The sequence below is a fragment of the Blastococcus sp. SYSU D00820 genome, from assembly GCF_054050695.1.
Map to the genome: position 1 here is coordinate 1 of NZ_JBJGZW010000011.1, position 15,972 is coordinate 15,972.

Sequence of the window (15,972 nt, forward strand, 5' to 3'; positions counted from 1 at the left end):
CCCCCCCCCCCCCCCCCCCCCCCCCCCCCCCCCCCCCCCCCCCCCCCCCCCCCCCCCCCCCCCCCCCCCCCCCCCCCCCCCCCCCCCCCCCCCCCCCCCCCCCCCCCCCCCCCCCACCGCGGCAGAGCGGACTCCCCGCGCGCGTCCGTGTCCCCGGACGGTGCGCGGACGTGGCGGCGCCCGCGCCCTCGACGCGCGCGAGGAGCCGGAGCCCGGCCTCAGCGGGCTACCGTGTGCGACCTCGGCACGACGGACGAGGTGGGGCATGAAGCCGGACCGGACCACGAAGATCATCGGCGTTCTGGCGGTGGTCGCCATCGTCGGCGGCTGCGCGGTCGCCGCCGTCGACTACGAGCCGACGTCGTCCTCCAGCCGCGGCCGCGGCGCGGAGAGCATCTGGCACGGCTTCCTGACGCTCATCGGCCAGGAGCAGGACGCCTCGGGCGACCTCATCTGGCTCGGCCGCGGCCTCGCCCTGCTCGGCCTCGCGCTGATCGGCTTCTACATCTGGCGGCGCGTCCAGGCCTCGAAGGCCAGGAAGGCCGGCGGGACGACGGCCCAGCCGGCCGGCGCGCCGCAGCAGTACGGGCGGCAGCAGGAGTACGGGCAGCCGCAGCACGAGCAGGCCGCGCAGCCGAGCTGGCAGCAGCAACCGCAGCAGGGCCAGCCCCAGTGGCAGCAGCCCCAGCACCAGCAGCAGCCGGCCTGGCAGCAGCAGTCGCCGCCCGAGTGGCAGCAGCAGCCGCCGCAGCACTACGCCCCGCCGGCCCCGCAGTGGTCACCTGAACAGCAGCCGGCACCTCAGCAGCCGGCACAGCAGCAGCCGGTCACCCTCTCCTGGACCCAGGGCTCCCCCGGCAGACATGCCGACCCCGGCCGACACGCCGACCCTGCCGACGCCTCCCCCGGCGCCACCCGCGAGGTGCGCCTGCCACCGCGCCCGCCGCTCCCGCAGGAGCGGCCGCCGACCGGCAGCTGAGCCCTCAGGCGCCGGTGCGCGCGCCCTCGCCGAGCAGCATGAGCTCGGCGTCGGCGCTCTCCAGCGGCCGGGCGAACAGGTAGCCCTGCCCCAGGTCGCAGCGACCGCGCCGCAGCAGCGCCAGCTGGCCCTCGGTCTCGATGCCCTCGGCGAGGATCTCCAGCCCGAGCGTCCGGCCCAGGTCGATGACCCCGCGCAGGATCGACGGCAGCTCGCTGTCTCCCTCGATGGCCGCGACGAACGAGCGGTCGATCTTGAGCACGTCCACGGTGAACTGGCGCAGGTGGGCCAGCGACGAGTAGCCGGTGCCGAAGTCGTCCAGCGCCACCCGCACGCCGAGCGCCCGCAGCGCCGTCAGGCACCGGGTCGCCCGCTCCGGGTCGCTGCACAGTGCCGTCTCGGTCACCTCGAGCACCAGGGCCGACGCCGGCAGCCCGTGCTCGGCCAGCGCCGCGGTGACCTGTCCGACCAGGTGCGGCCCGGCCAGCTGCACCGCCGAGACGTTCACCGCCATCGTCAGGTCCGCCGCGTGCTCGGCCCGCCAGGCGGCGGCCGTCGCGCAGGCCTCGCTCAGCACCCAGGCGCCGATCTCCTCGATCAGCCCCGAGGCCTCGGCCACCGGCACGAAGCGCTCCGGCTCGACGTCCCCCAGCGCGGCCGACTGCCAGCGCAGCAGCGCCTCGAAGCCGGTCACCCGGCCGTCGTCCAGGGCGACGACCGGCTGGTAGACCAGCCGGAACTCCCCGGCTGTCAGCGCGCCCTGCAGCTCCTGCTCCAGCTCGCGCGCCGCGACCGCCGCCGCGCGCATGCCCGGGTCGAACACCACCGCGCGGCCGCGACCGGCCATCTTGGCGGCGTACATCGCGATGTCGGCGTCGCCCACGAGCGAGTCGGCGGTCGCGCCCGGCCGGCCGACGGCGATGCCGACGCTGCCGGACACGGTCACCGCCTGCCGGTCCAGGGCGATCGGCCGGGCGAGCACCTCGAGCACCCGCGCCGCGGTGGCCTCGGCCTCCTCCGATCCCTCCCCCGACTGCTCGACGAGGACGGCGAACTCGTCGCCGCCCAGCCGCGCGACGGTGTCGTCCGCGCGCACCGCCGAGGTCAGCCGCGCGGCCACCTCGCGCAGCAGCGCGTCGCCGGCGGCGTGGCCCAGCGTGTCGTTGACGGCCTTGAAGCCGTCGAGGTCGATGAAGACGACGGCCGCCGTCCCGCTGCCGCGGGCGCCACGGCGCAGCGCCTGGTCGACGCGGTCGGCGAACAGCGCGCGGTTGGCCAGTCCGGTCAGCACGTCGTGGAAGGCCTGGTGGGCGAGGGCCATCTCGGCCCGCTTGCGGTCGGTGATGTCGATGACGTGGACGACGACGCCGCGCACGTCCGGATCGTCGCCCAGGTCGACCAGCCGGGCCCCGATCCAGCCCTCCTCCCCGGCGACGGTGCAGCGCAGCTCCACGTCGACCACCGCGCCGCGGGCCTGCAGCGCCCGGCGGAAGGCGGCGTGGGCCTCGGTGGGGTCGACCCCCGTCATCTGCACGAGGTCGCCGGCGGCCACCTCCGTGCCGACTCCGACACCCGCGAGCGTCGGCACCGCCGAGGGGTCGCTGAGCAGCCGGCCGTCCCGGCTGACGACGACCACCGCGTCGGCGGAGTGCGCGGCCAGCGCGGCGCTGTAGCGCTGCTGGGCCAGCACCTGGCCGCGGGCCACAGCCTCGCCGCGGAGCAGCAGCGCGGCGCGCACGAAGACGAGGACGACCAGTAGGAAGGTGCCGGCGAAGGTCACCGACGACGCGTCCTCCTCGCCGGCCACGTCGAGGGAGAGCTCGATGCCCGGGGGCACCAGCAGGGCGCCGAGGCAGACGGCCAGCCGGCTCAGGCCGAAGGCCACCCGGCCACCCCGGTCGCGGTCGCGGTCGCGTGCCGCGTGCCCGGCAGACGGCTGGCACGACCAGGCCATCATCAGGGCGCCGAGCAGCCAGCCGGTGTCGAGCAGCGCGGAGGTCGCCTCGGCGTCGGCGGCCAGGAGGTAGGTGAGGTCGGAGGCCAGCCAGCAGCCGGCACCCCCGACGACGGCCAGCCGGGTGCGCAGGGTCCGCGACTGCGCGGTCACCAGACGGAACACCAGGCCGATCAGGACGGCGTCCAGCGCGGGGTACAGGGCCCAGGTGGCCCGCGTGAGCCACGGGAGGGACCCGTCGCTCATCGTCGCCGCGACCGACCACTGCCAGACGAGGCAGAGGACGGCGACGAAGACGACCAGCGCGTCGATCCATCCCTCGGCGGCCTCGGCCAGCGGTACGCGGCCGGCATCGGCCATGCGCCACAGACCGGCGGCGAGCGCGACGTAGCCGCCGAGGTAGGCGAGGTCGGCGACCGAGACGTCCGGCACGCCGCTGGTCCAGGCGAACACCTGCCAGATGAGGTCGCCGAGGGCCGACAGGGAGACCCCGAGCGCGATCAGCCCCGCACCGGCCCGGTCGCGGCCGTGCGAGGCCCCCCACCACGCCCAGGACACCGCAGCCGCGTCGACGCCGAGGTACAGCAGCTGCGCCGGGGTGGTGCCATGGGCCAGGGCGTGGGTGGTCAGGGCGACGACGAGCAGCGCCGGCCAGCCGGCGGCAGCGCGCCACCTGCCGCTGCCGGACCTCGCCTGGAGCACACCGCACCTCCGCTCGCGGGGACCCTCCCCACGAGCGCATCGGCCCGACCCGCCGGGCCCTGGAGCGGCCGGCCGCCTGCTCATCCCCCCGGGTGAGGTCAGGTCCCCGGCACGCTCGTGCTCTGCCCACACCCGGGGGCAGAGCACGAGGACGCGCGGGCAGTGGTGTGCCGACCGCCCCTCATCGCGGAGCGGTACCGACCGGCAACGTCTTGTGGCCCCACATCATGAACGACTCGGTGCGCTCCGGGACGCCGGTCAGCACCAGCCGCGGGAACCGGTCGAGCAGCCGCTCCAGCGAGATCCGGGCCTCCATCCGCGCCAGCGCCGCGGCCGGGCAGAGGTACTGGCCGACGCCGAAGGAGAGGTGGGTGCGACGCAGGTGGGTGACGTCGCGGTCGAGCCGGAAGGAGTCGGAGTCGTCCCAGACCGCGGCGTCGCGGTTGGCCGAGGCGTACAGCCCGTGCACCTTGGACTGCTCGGGGATGGTCACCCCGTGCATCGTCACCGGCCGGGTGTTGGTGCGGAACACGCCCATTACCGGCGGGTCGAAGCGCAGCGTCTCCTCGATCGCCACCTCGACCAGCCGGCGGTCGTCGCGCACCCGCTCCCACAGCCCGTGCTCCAGCAGCCGCATGACCAGGCTGGTGATCAGCGAGGTGCTGGTCTCCGAGCCGCCGACCAGCAGCAGGAGCAGCAGCGGCAGCAGCTGCTCGTCGGTGAACCGCTCGCCGTCGTGCTCGGCCCGGATCAGCGAGTTCAGCATGTCGTCGGCCGCGGGCGGGCCGCCGGCCTCCTCGGCGGCCAGCTGCGCGCGCCGGTCCGCGAGCACCCCGGTCATGTAGGCGTCGATCTTCGCCCGCGCGGCCCCCTGGACGGCGGCGTCGCCGACGTTCTGCGCGGCCATGAACGCGTTGCACCACTCGGTGAAGAGGTCGCGGTCCTCGACCGGGATGCCCAGCACCTGGCAGATCACGATCATCGGCAGCGGAACGGCGAGCGCCCGGCCCAGGTCGAAGGAGCCGTCGGGCGCCGGCTCGATCGCGTCGAGCAGCTCGTCGACCGCCGCCGTCACCAGCGGCTCCATCGCGGCGGTGCGACGGGCGGAGAACGCCTCGACGACGGGCTTGCGGTAGATCGTGTGCTCCGGCGGGTCGGACTTGAGCCCGCCCTCCTTGACGTAGATCGGCGCCTGGCCCCACTCGGAGGACCACAGCTCCCAGTCCCGGTAGAACTCGCGGACGTCGTCGTGCCGGGACAGCGTGTAGAAGCCCCGCTCGCCGAAGCCCGGGTGGTGGTGCACCGGACAGCGTTCCCGCAGCTGGCGGTGGGCCGCCACCGGATCGGCCAGCGTCCTGGCGTCGAAGGGGTCGTAGTAGACGTCGTCGTCGCTCATCGCGCCCTCCCGGGGATCTGGGCGGGACGTTAACCAAGCGCTCGCTCGGTCACAAGGCTCACCCGGAGGTCAGCACCGCATCGACCAGGTGCGGACCCGGCTCGGCCAGCGCCCGGCGCAGCTGGTCGGCCAGCTCGGCCGGCGTCGTCGCGCGCGTGGCCGGCACCCCCATGCCGGTGGCGATCGCGACGAAGTCCAGCGCCGGGCCGCCGAGGTCGAGCAGCTTCGCCGCCCGCTGGCCACCGCCGTCCGCCCCGACCCGCGACAGTTCCCCCTGCAGGATCGCGTAGGCGCCGTTGTCGCAGACGATCGTGGTGATGTCGAGCTGCTCGCGGGCCTGGGTCCACAGCGCCGAGATCGTGTACATCGCGCTGCCGTCGGCCTGGATGCCGATCACCGGCCGGTCCGGGCAGGCCACCGCGGCACCGATGGCCATGGGCAGCCCGTCGCCGATCGCGCCGCCGGTCAGGCACAGCCAATCATGCTGCGGCGCCCCCGAGGTCAGCTCGGCCAGCCCGACTCCGGAGGTCAGCGCCTCGTCGACGACGATCGCGCGCTCGGGCAGCAGCGCGCCGACGACCGCCGCCAGCGCGCGCGGGGTGAGCGGGCCGTCCGGGATCTCCGGCCGCGAGGCCTCCAGCAGCACCGGCCGGCCCTCCGGAGCGGCCCGGGCCGCCAGCGCCCGCAGCGCCGCGACGCCGTCCTCCCCCGGCTCGGACAGCACGTGCACCGTGCAGTCGGCCGGCACGGGCGTGCCCGGCTCCCCCGGATAGCCGAAGAAGTCCACCGGCGACAGCGCGCCGGCGAGCACCAGCCGGCGGGTGCCGGCGAGCGCGCCGGCGGCCAGCTCCGGCGGATACGGCAGCCGGGGGACGTCGGGCAGCCCCGCGCCGCGCACCAGCCGGGCGGGCAGCACCTCCGCCATCAGCCGGGCGCCGGTGGCCGTGGCGATCGCCGAGGCCAGCACCAGCCCCTCCTCCGACGCGGCGACGTCCCCGCCGACGAAGAGCACCGCCGGCTCGCCGTCGTCGAGCACCGCCGCGACCTCGGCCACCCGCTCCTGGGGCGCCACCGGCCGGGAGTGCGGCGCCGGCGGACCGGCCGGCTCGGCGCCCTCGGACCACGAGACGTCGGCCGGCAGCACGAGCGTGGCGACCCCGCCCCGGGTGGCCGCGGCCACCGCGTCGGCGGCGTCCGCGGCGACGTCCTCGGGCGTCAGCGAGCGGCGCACCCACGCGGAGACGGTGCCGGCGAGGGCGTCGATGTCGCTCTCCAGCGGCGCGTCCAGCCGCTTGTGCGAGCGCGCGTGGTCGCCGACGACGTTGACCAGCGGCGCCCGGCCGCGGCGGGCGTTGTGCAGGTTGGCCAGGCCGTTGCCCAGGCCCGGGCCCAGGTGCAGCAGCGTGGCCGCCGGGCGGCCGGCCATCCGGGCGTACCCGTCGGCGGCGCCGGTGGCCACCCCCTCGAAGAGGGTGAGGACGCCGCGCATCTCCGGGACGTCGTCCAGCGCCGCGACGAAGTGCATCTCCGACGTGCCGGGATTGGCGAAGCAGACGTCGACCCCGGCGGAGACCAGCGTGCGGATGAGCGCCTGTGCACCGTTCACCCTGGCGACCCTCGCACGCACCGCGGCCCCCGGCGACCGGTCCGGCAGACTCGGCGGCGACCCGTCCCGACCGAGAGAAGGAGCCATGTCCACTCCCGCCGCCAGCCCCGCCACCGACGTCCGCCGGCCCCACCCCGCCTTCAGCGCCCTGGTCGGCCTCACCTCGCTCGGCGTGCTGCTGCAGGGCCTGTGGGCCGGACTGTTCCTGAGCGGCGCGGACTACGGCACCTGGGTGAACGTGCACCAGCACGGCGCCGAGGCCACCATCGTGCTGGCCCTGCTGGCCGCGGTCGCCGCCGTCGTGTGGATGCGGCACCGGACGCCGGTGGTCGTCGGCACGGTGCTCCTGCTGGTGCTGCTGGTCGCCGAGTACTTCCTCGGCCGGGCCGGCGAGGGCACGCCGATCGTCGTCCACGTGCCGCTGGCCATGCTGCTCATGGGCCTGGCCGTCTGGCTGCCCATGGCCGCCCGCCGGGGCTGACCGACGGCAAGGCCTGACCGCTGGACGGTCAGCACGGGCCGGCCGCGGACCCCACCGCCCGTCCGCGGTGGCGGCGCTCACCCAGCCGCGGCGTCCCACCCCGCCGACCCTGCCGCATCGACGCCGTGACACCACCCGTGGCGTCATGACGCTTGCATGTGACGTCATCGTGGTGTCATTATGGCGTCATGGACCTGAGCCCCTTCGTCGAACAGCTCCGCCGCGACCTCCTCACCGCGGCCGAGGCGGGTGGCGACGAGGCCCGCGCCCTCGCCGAGCGGCTCACCGCGCCGCTCGAGGCGTCGGTGCGGCTGGCCCTGCTCAGCGCGCTGTCCCAGGCGGCCGAGGAGATCACCGGCCAGCTGGCGCCCGGCACCGTCGACGTCCGGCTCCGCGGCGGCGACCTCGGCTTCGCCGTCACCCACCCGCCGGCGCCGGAGGCAGCCGAGCCGCCGGCACCGGCCGCGGCCGAGCCGGCTCCGGAGGTCGAGGAGGGCGAGACCCTCCGCATCACCCTGCGGCTGCCCGAGCAGCTCAAGGCCCGCGTCGACGAGGCGGCCACCCGCCTCGGCGTCTCGGTGAACACCTGGCTGGTCCGGGCCGTCGCCACCGCGCTCGAGCCCGGCTCCCCGTCGTCGACGGCGCGGCGCGGCCGTCGCGCCTACGGCTCCGACTACACCGGCTGGGCGCGCTAGCGCCGGCCGGCACCCCGCACCTCGCACCTCGTACCGCCGACCCCGGCCGACCGGTCCGGGGGCGATCGCCCCTGCCCCGAGGAGGGCGCAGCCATGCCCACGTTCGACACCCCCGGGCCCATCCGGGCCCGCATCGAGGTCGTCCACGGAGCCGTGCAGGTCCGTGCCGACGACCGGCACGACACCACCGTGACGGTCCGGCCGCGCAACCCGGCCAGCGGCGCCGACGTCGCCGCCGCCCAGCAGGCCCAGGTGACCTTCGCCGACGGCGAGCTGCTCGTCCGGTCGACCAGCCGGCCCCGCCTGCTCTTCTTCGGGGCCGGCCCCGAGGTCGAGGTCGACGTCGTCCTCCCCGCGGGGTCCTCGCTCGACGTCCGCACGACCGCCGGCGACATCACCTGCACCGGCCGGCTGGGCGCCGCCGACCTGGAGTGCAAGCACGGGGGCGTCCGCCTCGACCAGGCCGCGAGCCTGCGCGCCCGGAGCTCCAGCGGGAGCATCTCGGCCGCCGCGGTGGCGGGCGAGGCCGACGTCACCACCTCCTACGGCGACGTCCGGGTGGGCGAGACCGCCGGCCCGGCCCGGCTGGAGACCGGCTACGGCGACGTGACCGTCGACCGCGCGCTGGCGTCGCTGACCGGCACCACCAAGTACGGCCAGGTGCGCGTCGGCGAGGCCGTCCGCGGCTCCCTGGTCCTCGAGACCGCCTACGGCGAGGTCGAGGCGGGGGTGCGCGAGGGGACGGCCGCCTGGCTCGACGTCTCCACCGGCACCGGCCGGCTGCGCAACCTGCTCACCGAGGCCGACGGGCCCGAGGGGGCCGACGAGACCGTCGAGATCCACGCCCGCACCTCGTACGGCGACATCCTCATCCGCCGGGCCTGAGAGGACCTGCCATGACATCCGCCATCAGCGTCACGGGCCTGCGCAAGGGCTTCGGCCCGAACGTCGTGCTCGACGGCCTGGACCTCACCGTGCCCACCGGCTCGGTCTACGCGCTGCTCGGCCCCAACGGCTCGGGCAAGACCACCACCGTCGACATCCTGTCCACGCTGACCCCCGCCGACGCCGGCGAGGTGCAGGTGGCCGGGCACGACGTCGCCCGCGAGCCGGACGCCGTCCGCGCGGCCATCGCGGTCACCGGCCAGTCCACCGCCGTCGACGACCTGCTGACCGGCAGCGAGAACCTCCGGCTGGTGGCCGACCTGCTGCACCTGGACCACCGCACCGGCCGGGCCCGCGCCGCGGACCTGCTCGAGCGCTTCGACCTGGTCGGGGCCGCGGCCACCAGCCCCAAGACCTACTCCGGCGGCATGCGCCGCAAGCTCGACCTCGCCATGGGGCTGATGGGCGATCCGCGGATCGTCTTCCTCGACGAGCCGACCACCGGCCTGGACCCGCGCAGCCGCCGGGCGGTGTGGGACGTCGTCCGCGGGCTGGTCGCCGACGGCGTCACGGTGCTGCTGACCACGCAGTACCTGGAGGAGGCCGACCAGCTCGCCGACCGGATCGGCGTCCTCGACGGCGGCCGGCTGGTCGCCGAGGGCACCGCCGGCGAGCTCAAGCGGCTGGTGCCCGGCGGCTCGGTGCGGCTGCAGTTCTCCGGCCGGCAGGCGCTGGACGACGCCGCCCGCCTCTTCCCCGGCGCCACCGCCGATCCCGACGCGCTGGCGCTCGACGTGCCCGGCGACGGCAGCGTCGCTGCGCTGCGGGAGGTGCTGGCCCGCCTGGACGCGGCCGCGGTCGACGTCGCCGACCTGACCGTGCAGCAGCCCGACCTGGACGACGTCTTCCTGGCCCTGACCGGCCACCCCACCGACGCGGAGGTGCCCACGCCATGACCACCCTCACCTACACGCTCGCCGACTCGGCGACCATGCTGCGGCGCAACCTGCGGCACGCCGTCCGCTACCCCGCGCTCACCGTGGTCGTCGCCGGGATGCCGATCGTCTTCCTGCTGCTGTTCGTCTACGTCTTCGGCGGCACGCTGGGCGCCGGCCTCGGCGGGCCCTCGGGCGGCCGGGCGGAGTACGCCGAGTACCTGACCCCGGGCCTGCTGGTGCTGGCGATCGCGGCGGCCGCCCAGGGCACCGCCATCTCGATCGCCATGGACATGACCGAGGGCATCATCAACCGGTTCCGCACCATGTCCATCGCGCGGGCCGCGGTGCTCGCCGGCCACGTCGGCGGCGCGGTGGTGCAGACCCTCATCGGCCTGGCGCTGGTGCTCGGCGTGGCGGTGCTGATCGGGTTCCGCCCCGACGCCGGGGTGGTCGAGTGGCTGGCCGCGACCGGCTTCCTCGCCCTGGTCAGCTTCGCGCTGTCGTGGCTGTCGGTCGCCATGGGCCTGGCCGCGAAGAGCGTCGAGTCGGCGAGCAACCTGCCGATGCCGTTGCTCCTGCTGCCCTTCTTCGGCAGCGGCTTCGTTCCCACCGACTCGATGCCGGCCGGGCTGCGCTGGTTCGCCGAGCACCAGCCCTTCACGCCGGTCATCGAGACCCTCCGCGGGCTGCTCACCGGCACCGCGATCGGCAGCAGCGCGGTCGTGGCGATGGCGTGGTGCGTCGGCTTCGCCGTCGTCGGCTGGCTGTGGGCGCGGCGCACCTACGAGCGCCGTCCGGCCCGCTGATGAGCGGACCCCCTGCCCCACCGTGGCCCCCTGCAGGGGCCCGCCGCGAGCGTGCGAGTGGTGGGGGCAGGGGGTCCTTCCTCAGCGCTTGGCGCGGTACTCCTTGAGGAGGCCGCGGCTGATGATCGTCTTCTGGATCTCGCTGGTGCCCTCGCCGATGAGCAGGAACGGCGCCTCGCGCATGAGCCGCTCGATCTCGTACTCCTTGGAGTACCCGTAGCCGCCGTGGATGCGGAAGCTGTCCTGGGTGACCTCGGCGGCGTACTCGCTGGCCAGCAGCTTGGCCATGCCGGCCTCGACGTCGTTGCGCTGGCCGGCGTCCTTGAGCCGGGCGGCGCGGACCATCATCGCGTGCGCGGCCTCGACCTTGGTCGCCATCTCGGCCAGCTTGAACGCGATCGCCTGGTGCTCGGCGATCGGCTTGCCGAAGGTCTCCCGCTGCTGGGCGTACTCGATGGCCAGCTCGAAGGCGCGGATGGCGATGCCGCAGCCGCGCGCGGCGACGTTGACCCGGCCCACCTCGACGCCGTCCATCATCTGGGCGAAGCCGCGCCCGGTCCGGCCGCCCAGGACGGCGTCGGCGTCGATCCGGAAGCCGTCGAACACCAGCTCGGTGGTGTCCACGCCCTTGTAGCCCATCTTGTCGATCTTCCCGGGGATGGTGAGCCCGGGCGCCACCTCGCCGAAGCCGGCCGGCTTCTCCACCAGGAAGGTGGTGAGGTTCTGGTGCGCCTTCTCCGCGCCCTCGTCGGTGCGCACCAGCGCGGCCACCAGGGTCGAGGAGCCACCGTTGGTCAGCCACATCTTCTGGCCGTCGATGACGTACCCGTCGCCGTCGCGCACGGCCCGGGTGCGGATGCCGGCGACGTCGGAGCCCAGACCCGGCTCGGACATCGAGAACGCGCCGCGCACCTCACCGGTGGCCATGCGCGGCAGCAGCCGCTCCTTCTGCTCCGGAGTGCCGTGCTGGCGGAGCATGTAGGCGACGATGAAGTGGGTGTTGATCACCCCGGAGACGCTCATCCAGCCGCGCGCGATCTCCTCGACCGCCAGCGCGTAGGTCAGCAGGCTCTCGCCGAGGCCGCCGTACTCCTCGGGGATCATCAGCCCGAAGATGCCGAGCTCCTTGAGCCCGTCGACGATCTCCTGCGGATAGGCGTCGGCGTGCTCCAGCTCCTGGGCGTTCGGGATGATCTCCTTGTCGACGAAGGAACGCACCGTCGCCAGGATCTCCTGCTGGACGTCGGTGAGGTCGGCGGTCTGCGCCAGACGGGCCATCGGTCACTCCTCCGGGACTCCGGTGTCCGTTGTTACCCGCGAGTATGGGCCACGGGGCCGATCCCGCCGCCGTGTCCCCGGTCACGCCGCGGGGCCGGTCGCCGGGCGCACCGTCTAGCGTCGCGCCGGTGAGCCCCCGCCGCCTGCCGATCCTGCTGACCGCCGCCGTCCTGGTCCTGGCCGGCTGCGGCGGAGGCGACGGCGGGTCCCGCGCCGCCGGCACCGACGAGCCCGAGCCGGCCCAGGCCGAGGCGTCCGCGGCGGCCGCCGCCGACCCGGCCGCGGCCACCACCCCCGACGAGGGCGCGCTGGCCGTCGCGCTGCGGGCCGCGGACCTGCCGCCGGGCTGGTCGATCCAGGCCAACCCGGTGCCGGACGGCGACCTGTCGGACAACCCGAGCCTGGCCGGCATCTGCGGGCTGACCTTCACCACCGAGGGCGCGCGCACCGCCAAGCACCCCGTCGTCGGCCTGGACCCGGCCGGTACCGCCACCGTGGTCTCGGAGTCGATCGCCTACGACTCGGCCGCCTCCGGGACGGCGGCGCTCGAGGAGCTGCGCACCGCCTTCGCCACCTGCCCGGCCGCCGACCGCACCTTCCTGCCGCCCCCGCCGGTCGACGGGCTGGTGGGCACGCCGGTCGTCGTGCTGTACGAGCTCGGCGGAGGCGTCACCCAGGAGGTCATCGCGCAGGGGCGTGGCGCCGTGGTCTCGGTGCTGATCGCGGAGGATCCTGCCACCGGCGCAGCGGCCGCCCAGGCCATCGCCACCCGGCTGGCCGCCCTCCCGGCGGCGGCGGTCGGCCAGTGAGCGGAAGGACGGCATGAGCAGCGACGAGTTCTACCGGGGCGATCCGCCGGTCCACGGCCCGCCCGGCTACGCCCCTCCCCCGCCGGGGTACGGCCCGCCGCCCGGCTACGGCCCCCCGCCGGGGTACCCGCCTCCGGGGTACGGCGTCCCGCCGGGCTACGGCGTGCCGCCCGGCTTTACGCCGGTGTACCTGAGCCGCCCGACCAACACCACGGCGATCCTCGCGCTGGTGCTCGCCTTCGTCTTCGCGCCGGTCGGCCTGGTGCTCGGCATCGTCGCGCGCCGGCAGATCAAGGAGACCGGGGAGGAGGGCGAGGGCCTGGCGCTGGCCGGGATGATCGTCGGCGGCATCGGCACGGCGCTGTTCGTGCTGGGGCTGACCTTCTTCGTCGTCGCCGCCGCGTCGATCAGCTTCGGCCCCTGAAGGACCCCCTCCCCCAACCGCTCGCGGGCTCGCGGCGGGACCCTGCAGGGGGCCGTCGGGCCACCCTGCAGGGTCCTCTCTCACTGCTCCGGCGGGGTGAACGACGAGGTGCGCTGCATGCCCGCCGCCCGGCCCTTGCCGGCGATGACCAGGGCCATCTTGCGGCTGGCCTCGTCGATCATCTCGTCGCCCAGCATCGCCGAGCCCTTCTTGCCGCCGGCCTCGGAGGTGGCCCACTCGTAGGCGTCGAGGATCAGCTCGGCGTGGTCGTAGTCCTCCTGCGACGGCGAGTAGATCTCGTTGGCCGCGTCGACCTGGCCGGGGTGCAGCACCCACTTGCCGTCGAAGCCGAGCACCGCCGAGCGCTTGGCGACCTCCTTGAAGGCCTCCACGTCGCGCACCTGCAGGAACGGCCCGTCGATGGCCTGCACGCCGCGGGCGCGGGCGGCCATGAGGATCTGCATGAGGATGTAGTGGAACGGGTCGCCGGCGTAGTCCGGGTGCAGGGCGCCGACCACCAGCGACTTCATGTTGATGCTGGCCATGAAGTCGGCCGGGCCGAAGATGATCGTCTCGATCCGCGGGCTGGCGAAGGCGATCGAGTTGACGTTGATCAGGCCCTGCGCCGTCTCGATCTGCGCCTCGATGCCGATCCGGCCGACCTCCAGGCCGTTGGCCTTCTCGATCTGGGTCAGCAGCATGTCCAGCGCCTGCACCTGGGCGGCGTCGGCGACCTTCGGCAGCATGATGCAGTCGAGGTTCGCGCCGGCGCCGCCGACGACCTCGAGCACGTCCTGGAACGTCCACTCCGTCGTCCAGTCGTTCACGCGGACCGTACGGATCTTGTCGCCCCAGCCACCCTCGTTGAGCGCGGCGACGATGTTCTTGCGGGCGCCGGGCTTGGCCAGCGGCGCGCAGGCGTCCTCCAGGTCCAGGAACACCTGGTCGGCGCCCAGGCCCTTGGCCTTCTCGAGGAAGCGCGGGTTGCTGCCCGGGACGGCCAGGTTGGAACGACGGGATCGGAGCTCGGCCACGGTGCCTCCGCTGTGCGATGTCGGTCGGGTTGTTACCGGAGAGTAGCGACGCCGCCGGTCGGCCGCGCTGCCGCGTGATCACCCTCACCAGGTGGTCGCTCGTGCGGCCCCGTCCAGGGCACCGCGCCGAGCGTGCGAAGGGTGGGAAGGACGGGGTCCTTCTAGGTCGCCGCCTCCACCAGGGTGGTCGGCCGGCTGGCCCGCACGACCAGGGCCACGCCGACGACGACGGCGGCCATGCCGGGCAGCGCCAGCAGCGGCGGCGCCTGCTGCAGCAGCACCAGCGCGACCAGCAGGGCGCCCGGCACCTCCAGCAGCACGACGAGGCTGACCATCGTCGGGCCGACCCGCGACAGCACCAGGTTGAGCATCGTGTGCCCGAGGATCTGCGCGCACACCGTGATCGCCGCGATGAGCCACCAGTCGCGGGCCGAGAAACCTCCCAGCGGCACGCCGGCGACCACCGCGGCGACCGCCAGCAGCGCCGCGCAGACCGAGTAGCAGACGACGGCGTAGGCCGAGGTGGACAGCCGCTCGCGTGCCCGCGCCCCGGCCAGCACGTAGCCCCCGGCACCGATCGCCCCCAGCAGGGCCAGCCCGTCGCCGGCCAGCGCCCTCAGGCTGACCGTCACGTCGACCCCGGCGATCAGCGCCGCGCCGGCGACGGCCAGCGCCAGCCCCGCCCAGGTCGCCCCGCTGAGCCGCACGCCCGACAGCCGTGCCACCAGCGCCGTCCAGATCGGCGTGGTGGTCACCAGCGCGGTCGACGCGGCGACCGTCGTCATCGACAGGCTCGGCAGCCAGGCGGCGAAGTGCCCGGCGAGGAAGGCCCCCGCCACCGCGGAGCTGCGCAGGTCGCGCAGCCGGAGCCCGGCCAGCGCCGACCGCTCGCGGCCGAGCAGCACCGGCAGCAGCAGCGCGGCGCCCGCCGCGTTGCGCCAGAACGCGATGGCCAGGAAGGGCGCGGCGACCAGCGCGGTCAACGGCCCCGACATCGAGACGCCGAGGACGGCGATCGCCATGAAGACGACGTCCCGGCCGCCCGGCCGCGAGATCGCCCAGGCCGACGCCGCCGAGGTCGAGGTGGACACCGGCGGCTAGTCCGGGATGCGGATGCGACCGGCCGCGATCGGGACGACGGCGCCCTGCACGGTCGTCGCGGTCACCTGCCCGCCGCTCGCCGACACGGTGCAGGCCAGCACCGACGGCCGGCCCATCGCCTCGCCCTGCCGCACCGTGTAGGACGCCGTCCCGTCGGCGGGCGCCAGGCCGGTCGCGGTCAGCCAGACCCCGGTGGCCAGCGCCGCCGAGCCGGTCGCGGGGTCCTCCCCCCACGCCAGGCCCTCGGCGAACACGCGGGCGTACGCGGTGGCGGTGCCGCCGTCCCACGCCAGCACCGAGACCCCGTGCGCCACGCCCAGCGCGCCGAGCGCGGCCGCGTCGGGGCGGGCGGCGTCGACCACCTCGCGCCGCACGGCCAGGAAGGTGAACGGCAGGCCGACGCCGGCCACGTGCGCCGGGAGACCGGCGAGGTCGGCCGCCGACAGCCCCATCGCGGCGGCCAGCGCCGCCGGGTCGGGCCCGTCCTCGAGCGTGGGGCGGCCGCCGGACAGCCGGGCGCCGTCGGCGTCGGTGACGACGTCGAGCACGCCGGCCCCGCACTCCTGGCGCAGCGTGCCGGCGGCCAGCCGGCCGGTGCGGACGAGGGTCGCCGCCGCGCCGACGCTGGGGTGCCCGGCGAAGGGCAGCTCGGTGTACGGGGTGAAGATCCGCACCCGGTAGTCGGCCCCCGACCCGGCGGTGGGCGCGCTCAGGAACGACGTCTCCGACAGGTGGAACTCGTTGGCCAGCGCCTGGCACTGCTCGGTGCTGAGGTCCCCGGCGTCCAGGACGACGGCCAGCGGGTTCCCGGCGAACGCGCGAGGGGCGAACACGTCGACGATCTCGTAGTCCAGCGCGCTCACGGCACGACGGTAGCCTCGGCG

15 protein-coding genes are annotated in these 15,972 nt (G+C 75.3%); 8 read left to right on the plus strand and 7 right to left on the minus strand.

Going from position 1 to position 15,972, the window contains the following annotated elements; translation table 11 throughout:
* The first annotated feature begins 265 nt into the window (after positions 1-265).
* Positions 266-979 carry a hypothetical protein gene (locus tag ACI79R_RS12955; RefSeq protein ID WP_456574038.1) on the plus strand — a complete coding sequence of 238 codons (714 nt, stop codon included), beginning with the start codon at positions 266-268 and terminating at the stop codon, positions 977-979.
* Positions 980-983: 4 nt separating this feature from the next.
* On the opposite strand, the gene ACI79R_RS12960 is transcribed toward ACI79R_RS12955, so the two are convergent.
* From ACI79R_RS12960 to ACI79R_RS12970, 3 genes are all read right to left on the minus strand, one after another.
* Positions 984-3,635, minus strand: a complete 2,652-nt coding sequence (locus tag ACI79R_RS12960; RefSeq protein WP_456574039.1) for a putative bifunctional diguanylate cyclase/phosphodiesterase — start codon at positions 3,633-3,635, stop codon at positions 984-986.
* A 181-nt stretch (positions 3,636-3,816) separates the two neighbouring features.
* Positions 3,817-5,031 (minus strand): cytochrome P450, encoded by a 1,215-nt coding sequence (locus ACI79R_RS12965; RefSeq protein WP_456574040.1) that lies wholly within the window; start codon positions 5,029-5,031, stop codon positions 3,817-3,819.
* 58 nt (positions 5,032-5,089) lie between these two features.
* Positions 5,090-6,637, minus strand: a complete 1,548-nt coding sequence (locus tag ACI79R_RS12970) for an acetolactate synthase large subunit (RefSeq protein ID WP_456574041.1) — start codon at positions 6,635-6,637, stop codon at positions 5,090-5,092.
* Positions 6,638-6,722: 85 nt separating this feature from the next.
* Between ACI79R_RS12970 and ACI79R_RS12975 the strand changes: the two genes are divergently transcribed.
* The 5 genes from ACI79R_RS12975 (at position 6,723) to ACI79R_RS12995 (ending at position 10,442) form a co-directional block, all read left to right on the plus strand.
* Positions 6,723-7,118, plus strand: a complete 396-nt coding sequence (locus ACI79R_RS12975) for a hypothetical protein (protein WP_456574042.1) — start codon at positions 6,723-6,725, stop codon at positions 7,116-7,118.
* 188 nt (positions 7,119-7,306) lie between these two features.
* Positions 7,307-7,813, plus strand: a complete 507-nt coding sequence (locus tag ACI79R_RS12980; RefSeq protein WP_456574043.1) for a toxin-antitoxin system HicB family antitoxin — start codon at positions 7,307-7,309, stop codon at positions 7,811-7,813.
* A gap of 93 nt (positions 7,814-7,906) precedes the next feature.
* Entirely contained in the window at positions 7,907-8,698 is a 792-nt protein-coding gene (locus tag ACI79R_RS12985; RefSeq protein WP_456574044.1) for a DUF4097 family beta strand repeat-containing protein, read from the plus strand.
* An 11-nt stretch (positions 8,699-8,709) separates the two neighbouring features.
* On the plus strand, positions 8,710-9,654 hold the full coding sequence (locus tag ACI79R_RS12990) for an ATP-binding cassette domain-containing protein (RefSeq protein WP_456574045.1): 945 nt from the start codon (positions 8,710-8,712) through the stop codon (positions 9,652-9,654).
* Complete coding sequence (locus ACI79R_RS12995) at positions 9,651-10,442, plus strand: ABC transporter permease (protein ID WP_456574046.1); 792 nt, start codon at positions 9,651-9,653, stop codon at positions 10,440-10,442. The genes ACI79R_RS12990 and ACI79R_RS12995 overlap by 4 nt, the downstream gene beginning before the upstream one ends.
* An 81-nt stretch (positions 10,443-10,523) precedes the next feature.
* Here ACI79R_RS12995 and ACI79R_RS13000 read toward each other — a convergent pair whose 3' ends face one another.
* On the minus strand, positions 10,524-11,720 hold the full coding sequence (locus ACI79R_RS13000) for an acyl-CoA dehydrogenase family protein (RefSeq protein ID WP_456574047.1): 1,197 nt from the start codon (positions 11,718-11,720) through the stop codon (positions 10,524-10,526).
* Between the two features lie 128 nt (positions 11,721-11,848).
* Between ACI79R_RS13000 and ACI79R_RS13005 the strand changes: the two genes are divergently transcribed.
* Entirely contained in the window at positions 11,849-12,529 is a 681-nt protein-coding gene (locus ACI79R_RS13005) for a hypothetical protein (RefSeq protein WP_456574048.1), read from the plus strand.
* 13 nt (positions 12,530-12,542) lie between these two features.
* Complete coding sequence (locus tag ACI79R_RS13010) at positions 12,543-12,953, plus strand: DUF4190 domain-containing protein (protein WP_456574049.1); 411 nt, start codon at positions 12,543-12,545, stop codon at positions 12,951-12,953.
* 80 nt (positions 12,954-13,033) lie between these two features.
* On the opposite strand, the gene ACI79R_RS13015 is transcribed toward ACI79R_RS13010, so the two are convergent.
* The 3 genes from ACI79R_RS13015 to ACI79R_RS13025 all read right to left on the minus strand — a co-directional run bounded on the left by ACI79R_RS13015 (position 13,034) and on the right by ACI79R_RS13025 (position 15,951).
* Positions 13,034-13,987 carry an HpcH/HpaI aldolase/citrate lyase family protein gene (locus ACI79R_RS13015; protein WP_456574050.1) on the minus strand — a complete coding sequence of 318 codons (954 nt, stop codon included), beginning with the start codon at positions 13,985-13,987 and terminating at the stop codon, positions 13,034-13,036.
* A gap of 161 nt (positions 13,988-14,148) precedes the next feature.
* The gene (locus ACI79R_RS13020) at positions 14,149-15,078 is read right to left on the minus strand and encodes a DMT family transporter (protein ID WP_456574051.1); all 930 of its coding nucleotides are present in this window, start codon (positions 15,076-15,078) and stop codon (positions 14,149-14,151) included.
* A gap of 6 nt (positions 15,079-15,084) precedes the next feature.
* The gene (locus tag ACI79R_RS13025; RefSeq protein WP_456574052.1) at positions 15,085-15,951 is read right to left on the minus strand and encodes a PhzF family phenazine biosynthesis protein; all 867 of its coding nucleotides are present in this window, start codon (positions 15,949-15,951) and stop codon (positions 15,085-15,087) included.
* Positions 15,952-15,972 lie beyond the last annotated feature (21 nt).

Coding starts and splice junctions, on each gene's coding strand:
- ACI79R_RS13000 (WP_456574047.1), bottom strand. CDS start 11,720: ATGGCCCGTCTGGCGCAGACCGCCGACCTCACCGACGTCCAGCAGGAG.
- ACI79R_RS12975 (WP_456574042.1), top strand. CDS start 6,723: ATGTCCACTCCCGCCGCCAGCCCCGCCACCGACGTCCGCCGGCCCCAC.
- ACI79R_RS12990 (WP_456574045.1), top strand. CDS start 8,710: ATGACATCCGCCATCAGCGTCACGGGCCTGCGCAAGGGCTTCGGCCCG.
- ACI79R_RS12995 (WP_456574046.1), top strand. CDS start 9,651: ATGACCACCCTCACCTACACGCTCGCCGACTCGGCGACCATGCTGCGG.
- ACI79R_RS13010 (WP_456574049.1), top strand. CDS start 12,543: ATGAGCAGCGACGAGTTCTACCGGGGCGATCCGCCGGTCCACGGCCCG.
- ACI79R_RS12980 (WP_456574043.1), top strand. CDS start 7,307: ATGGACCTGAGCCCCTTCGTCGAACAGCTCCGCCGCGACCTCCTCACC.
- ACI79R_RS12985 (WP_456574044.1), top strand. CDS start 7,907: ATGCCCACGTTCGACACCCCCGGGCCCATCCGGGCCCGCATCGAGGTC.
- ACI79R_RS12965 (WP_456574040.1), bottom strand. CDS start 5,031: ATGAGCGACGACGACGTCTACTACGACCCCTTCGACGCCAGGACGCTG.
- ACI79R_RS12955 (WP_456574038.1), top strand. CDS start 266: ATGAAGCCGGACCGGACCACGAAGATCATCGGCGTTCTGGCGGTGGTC.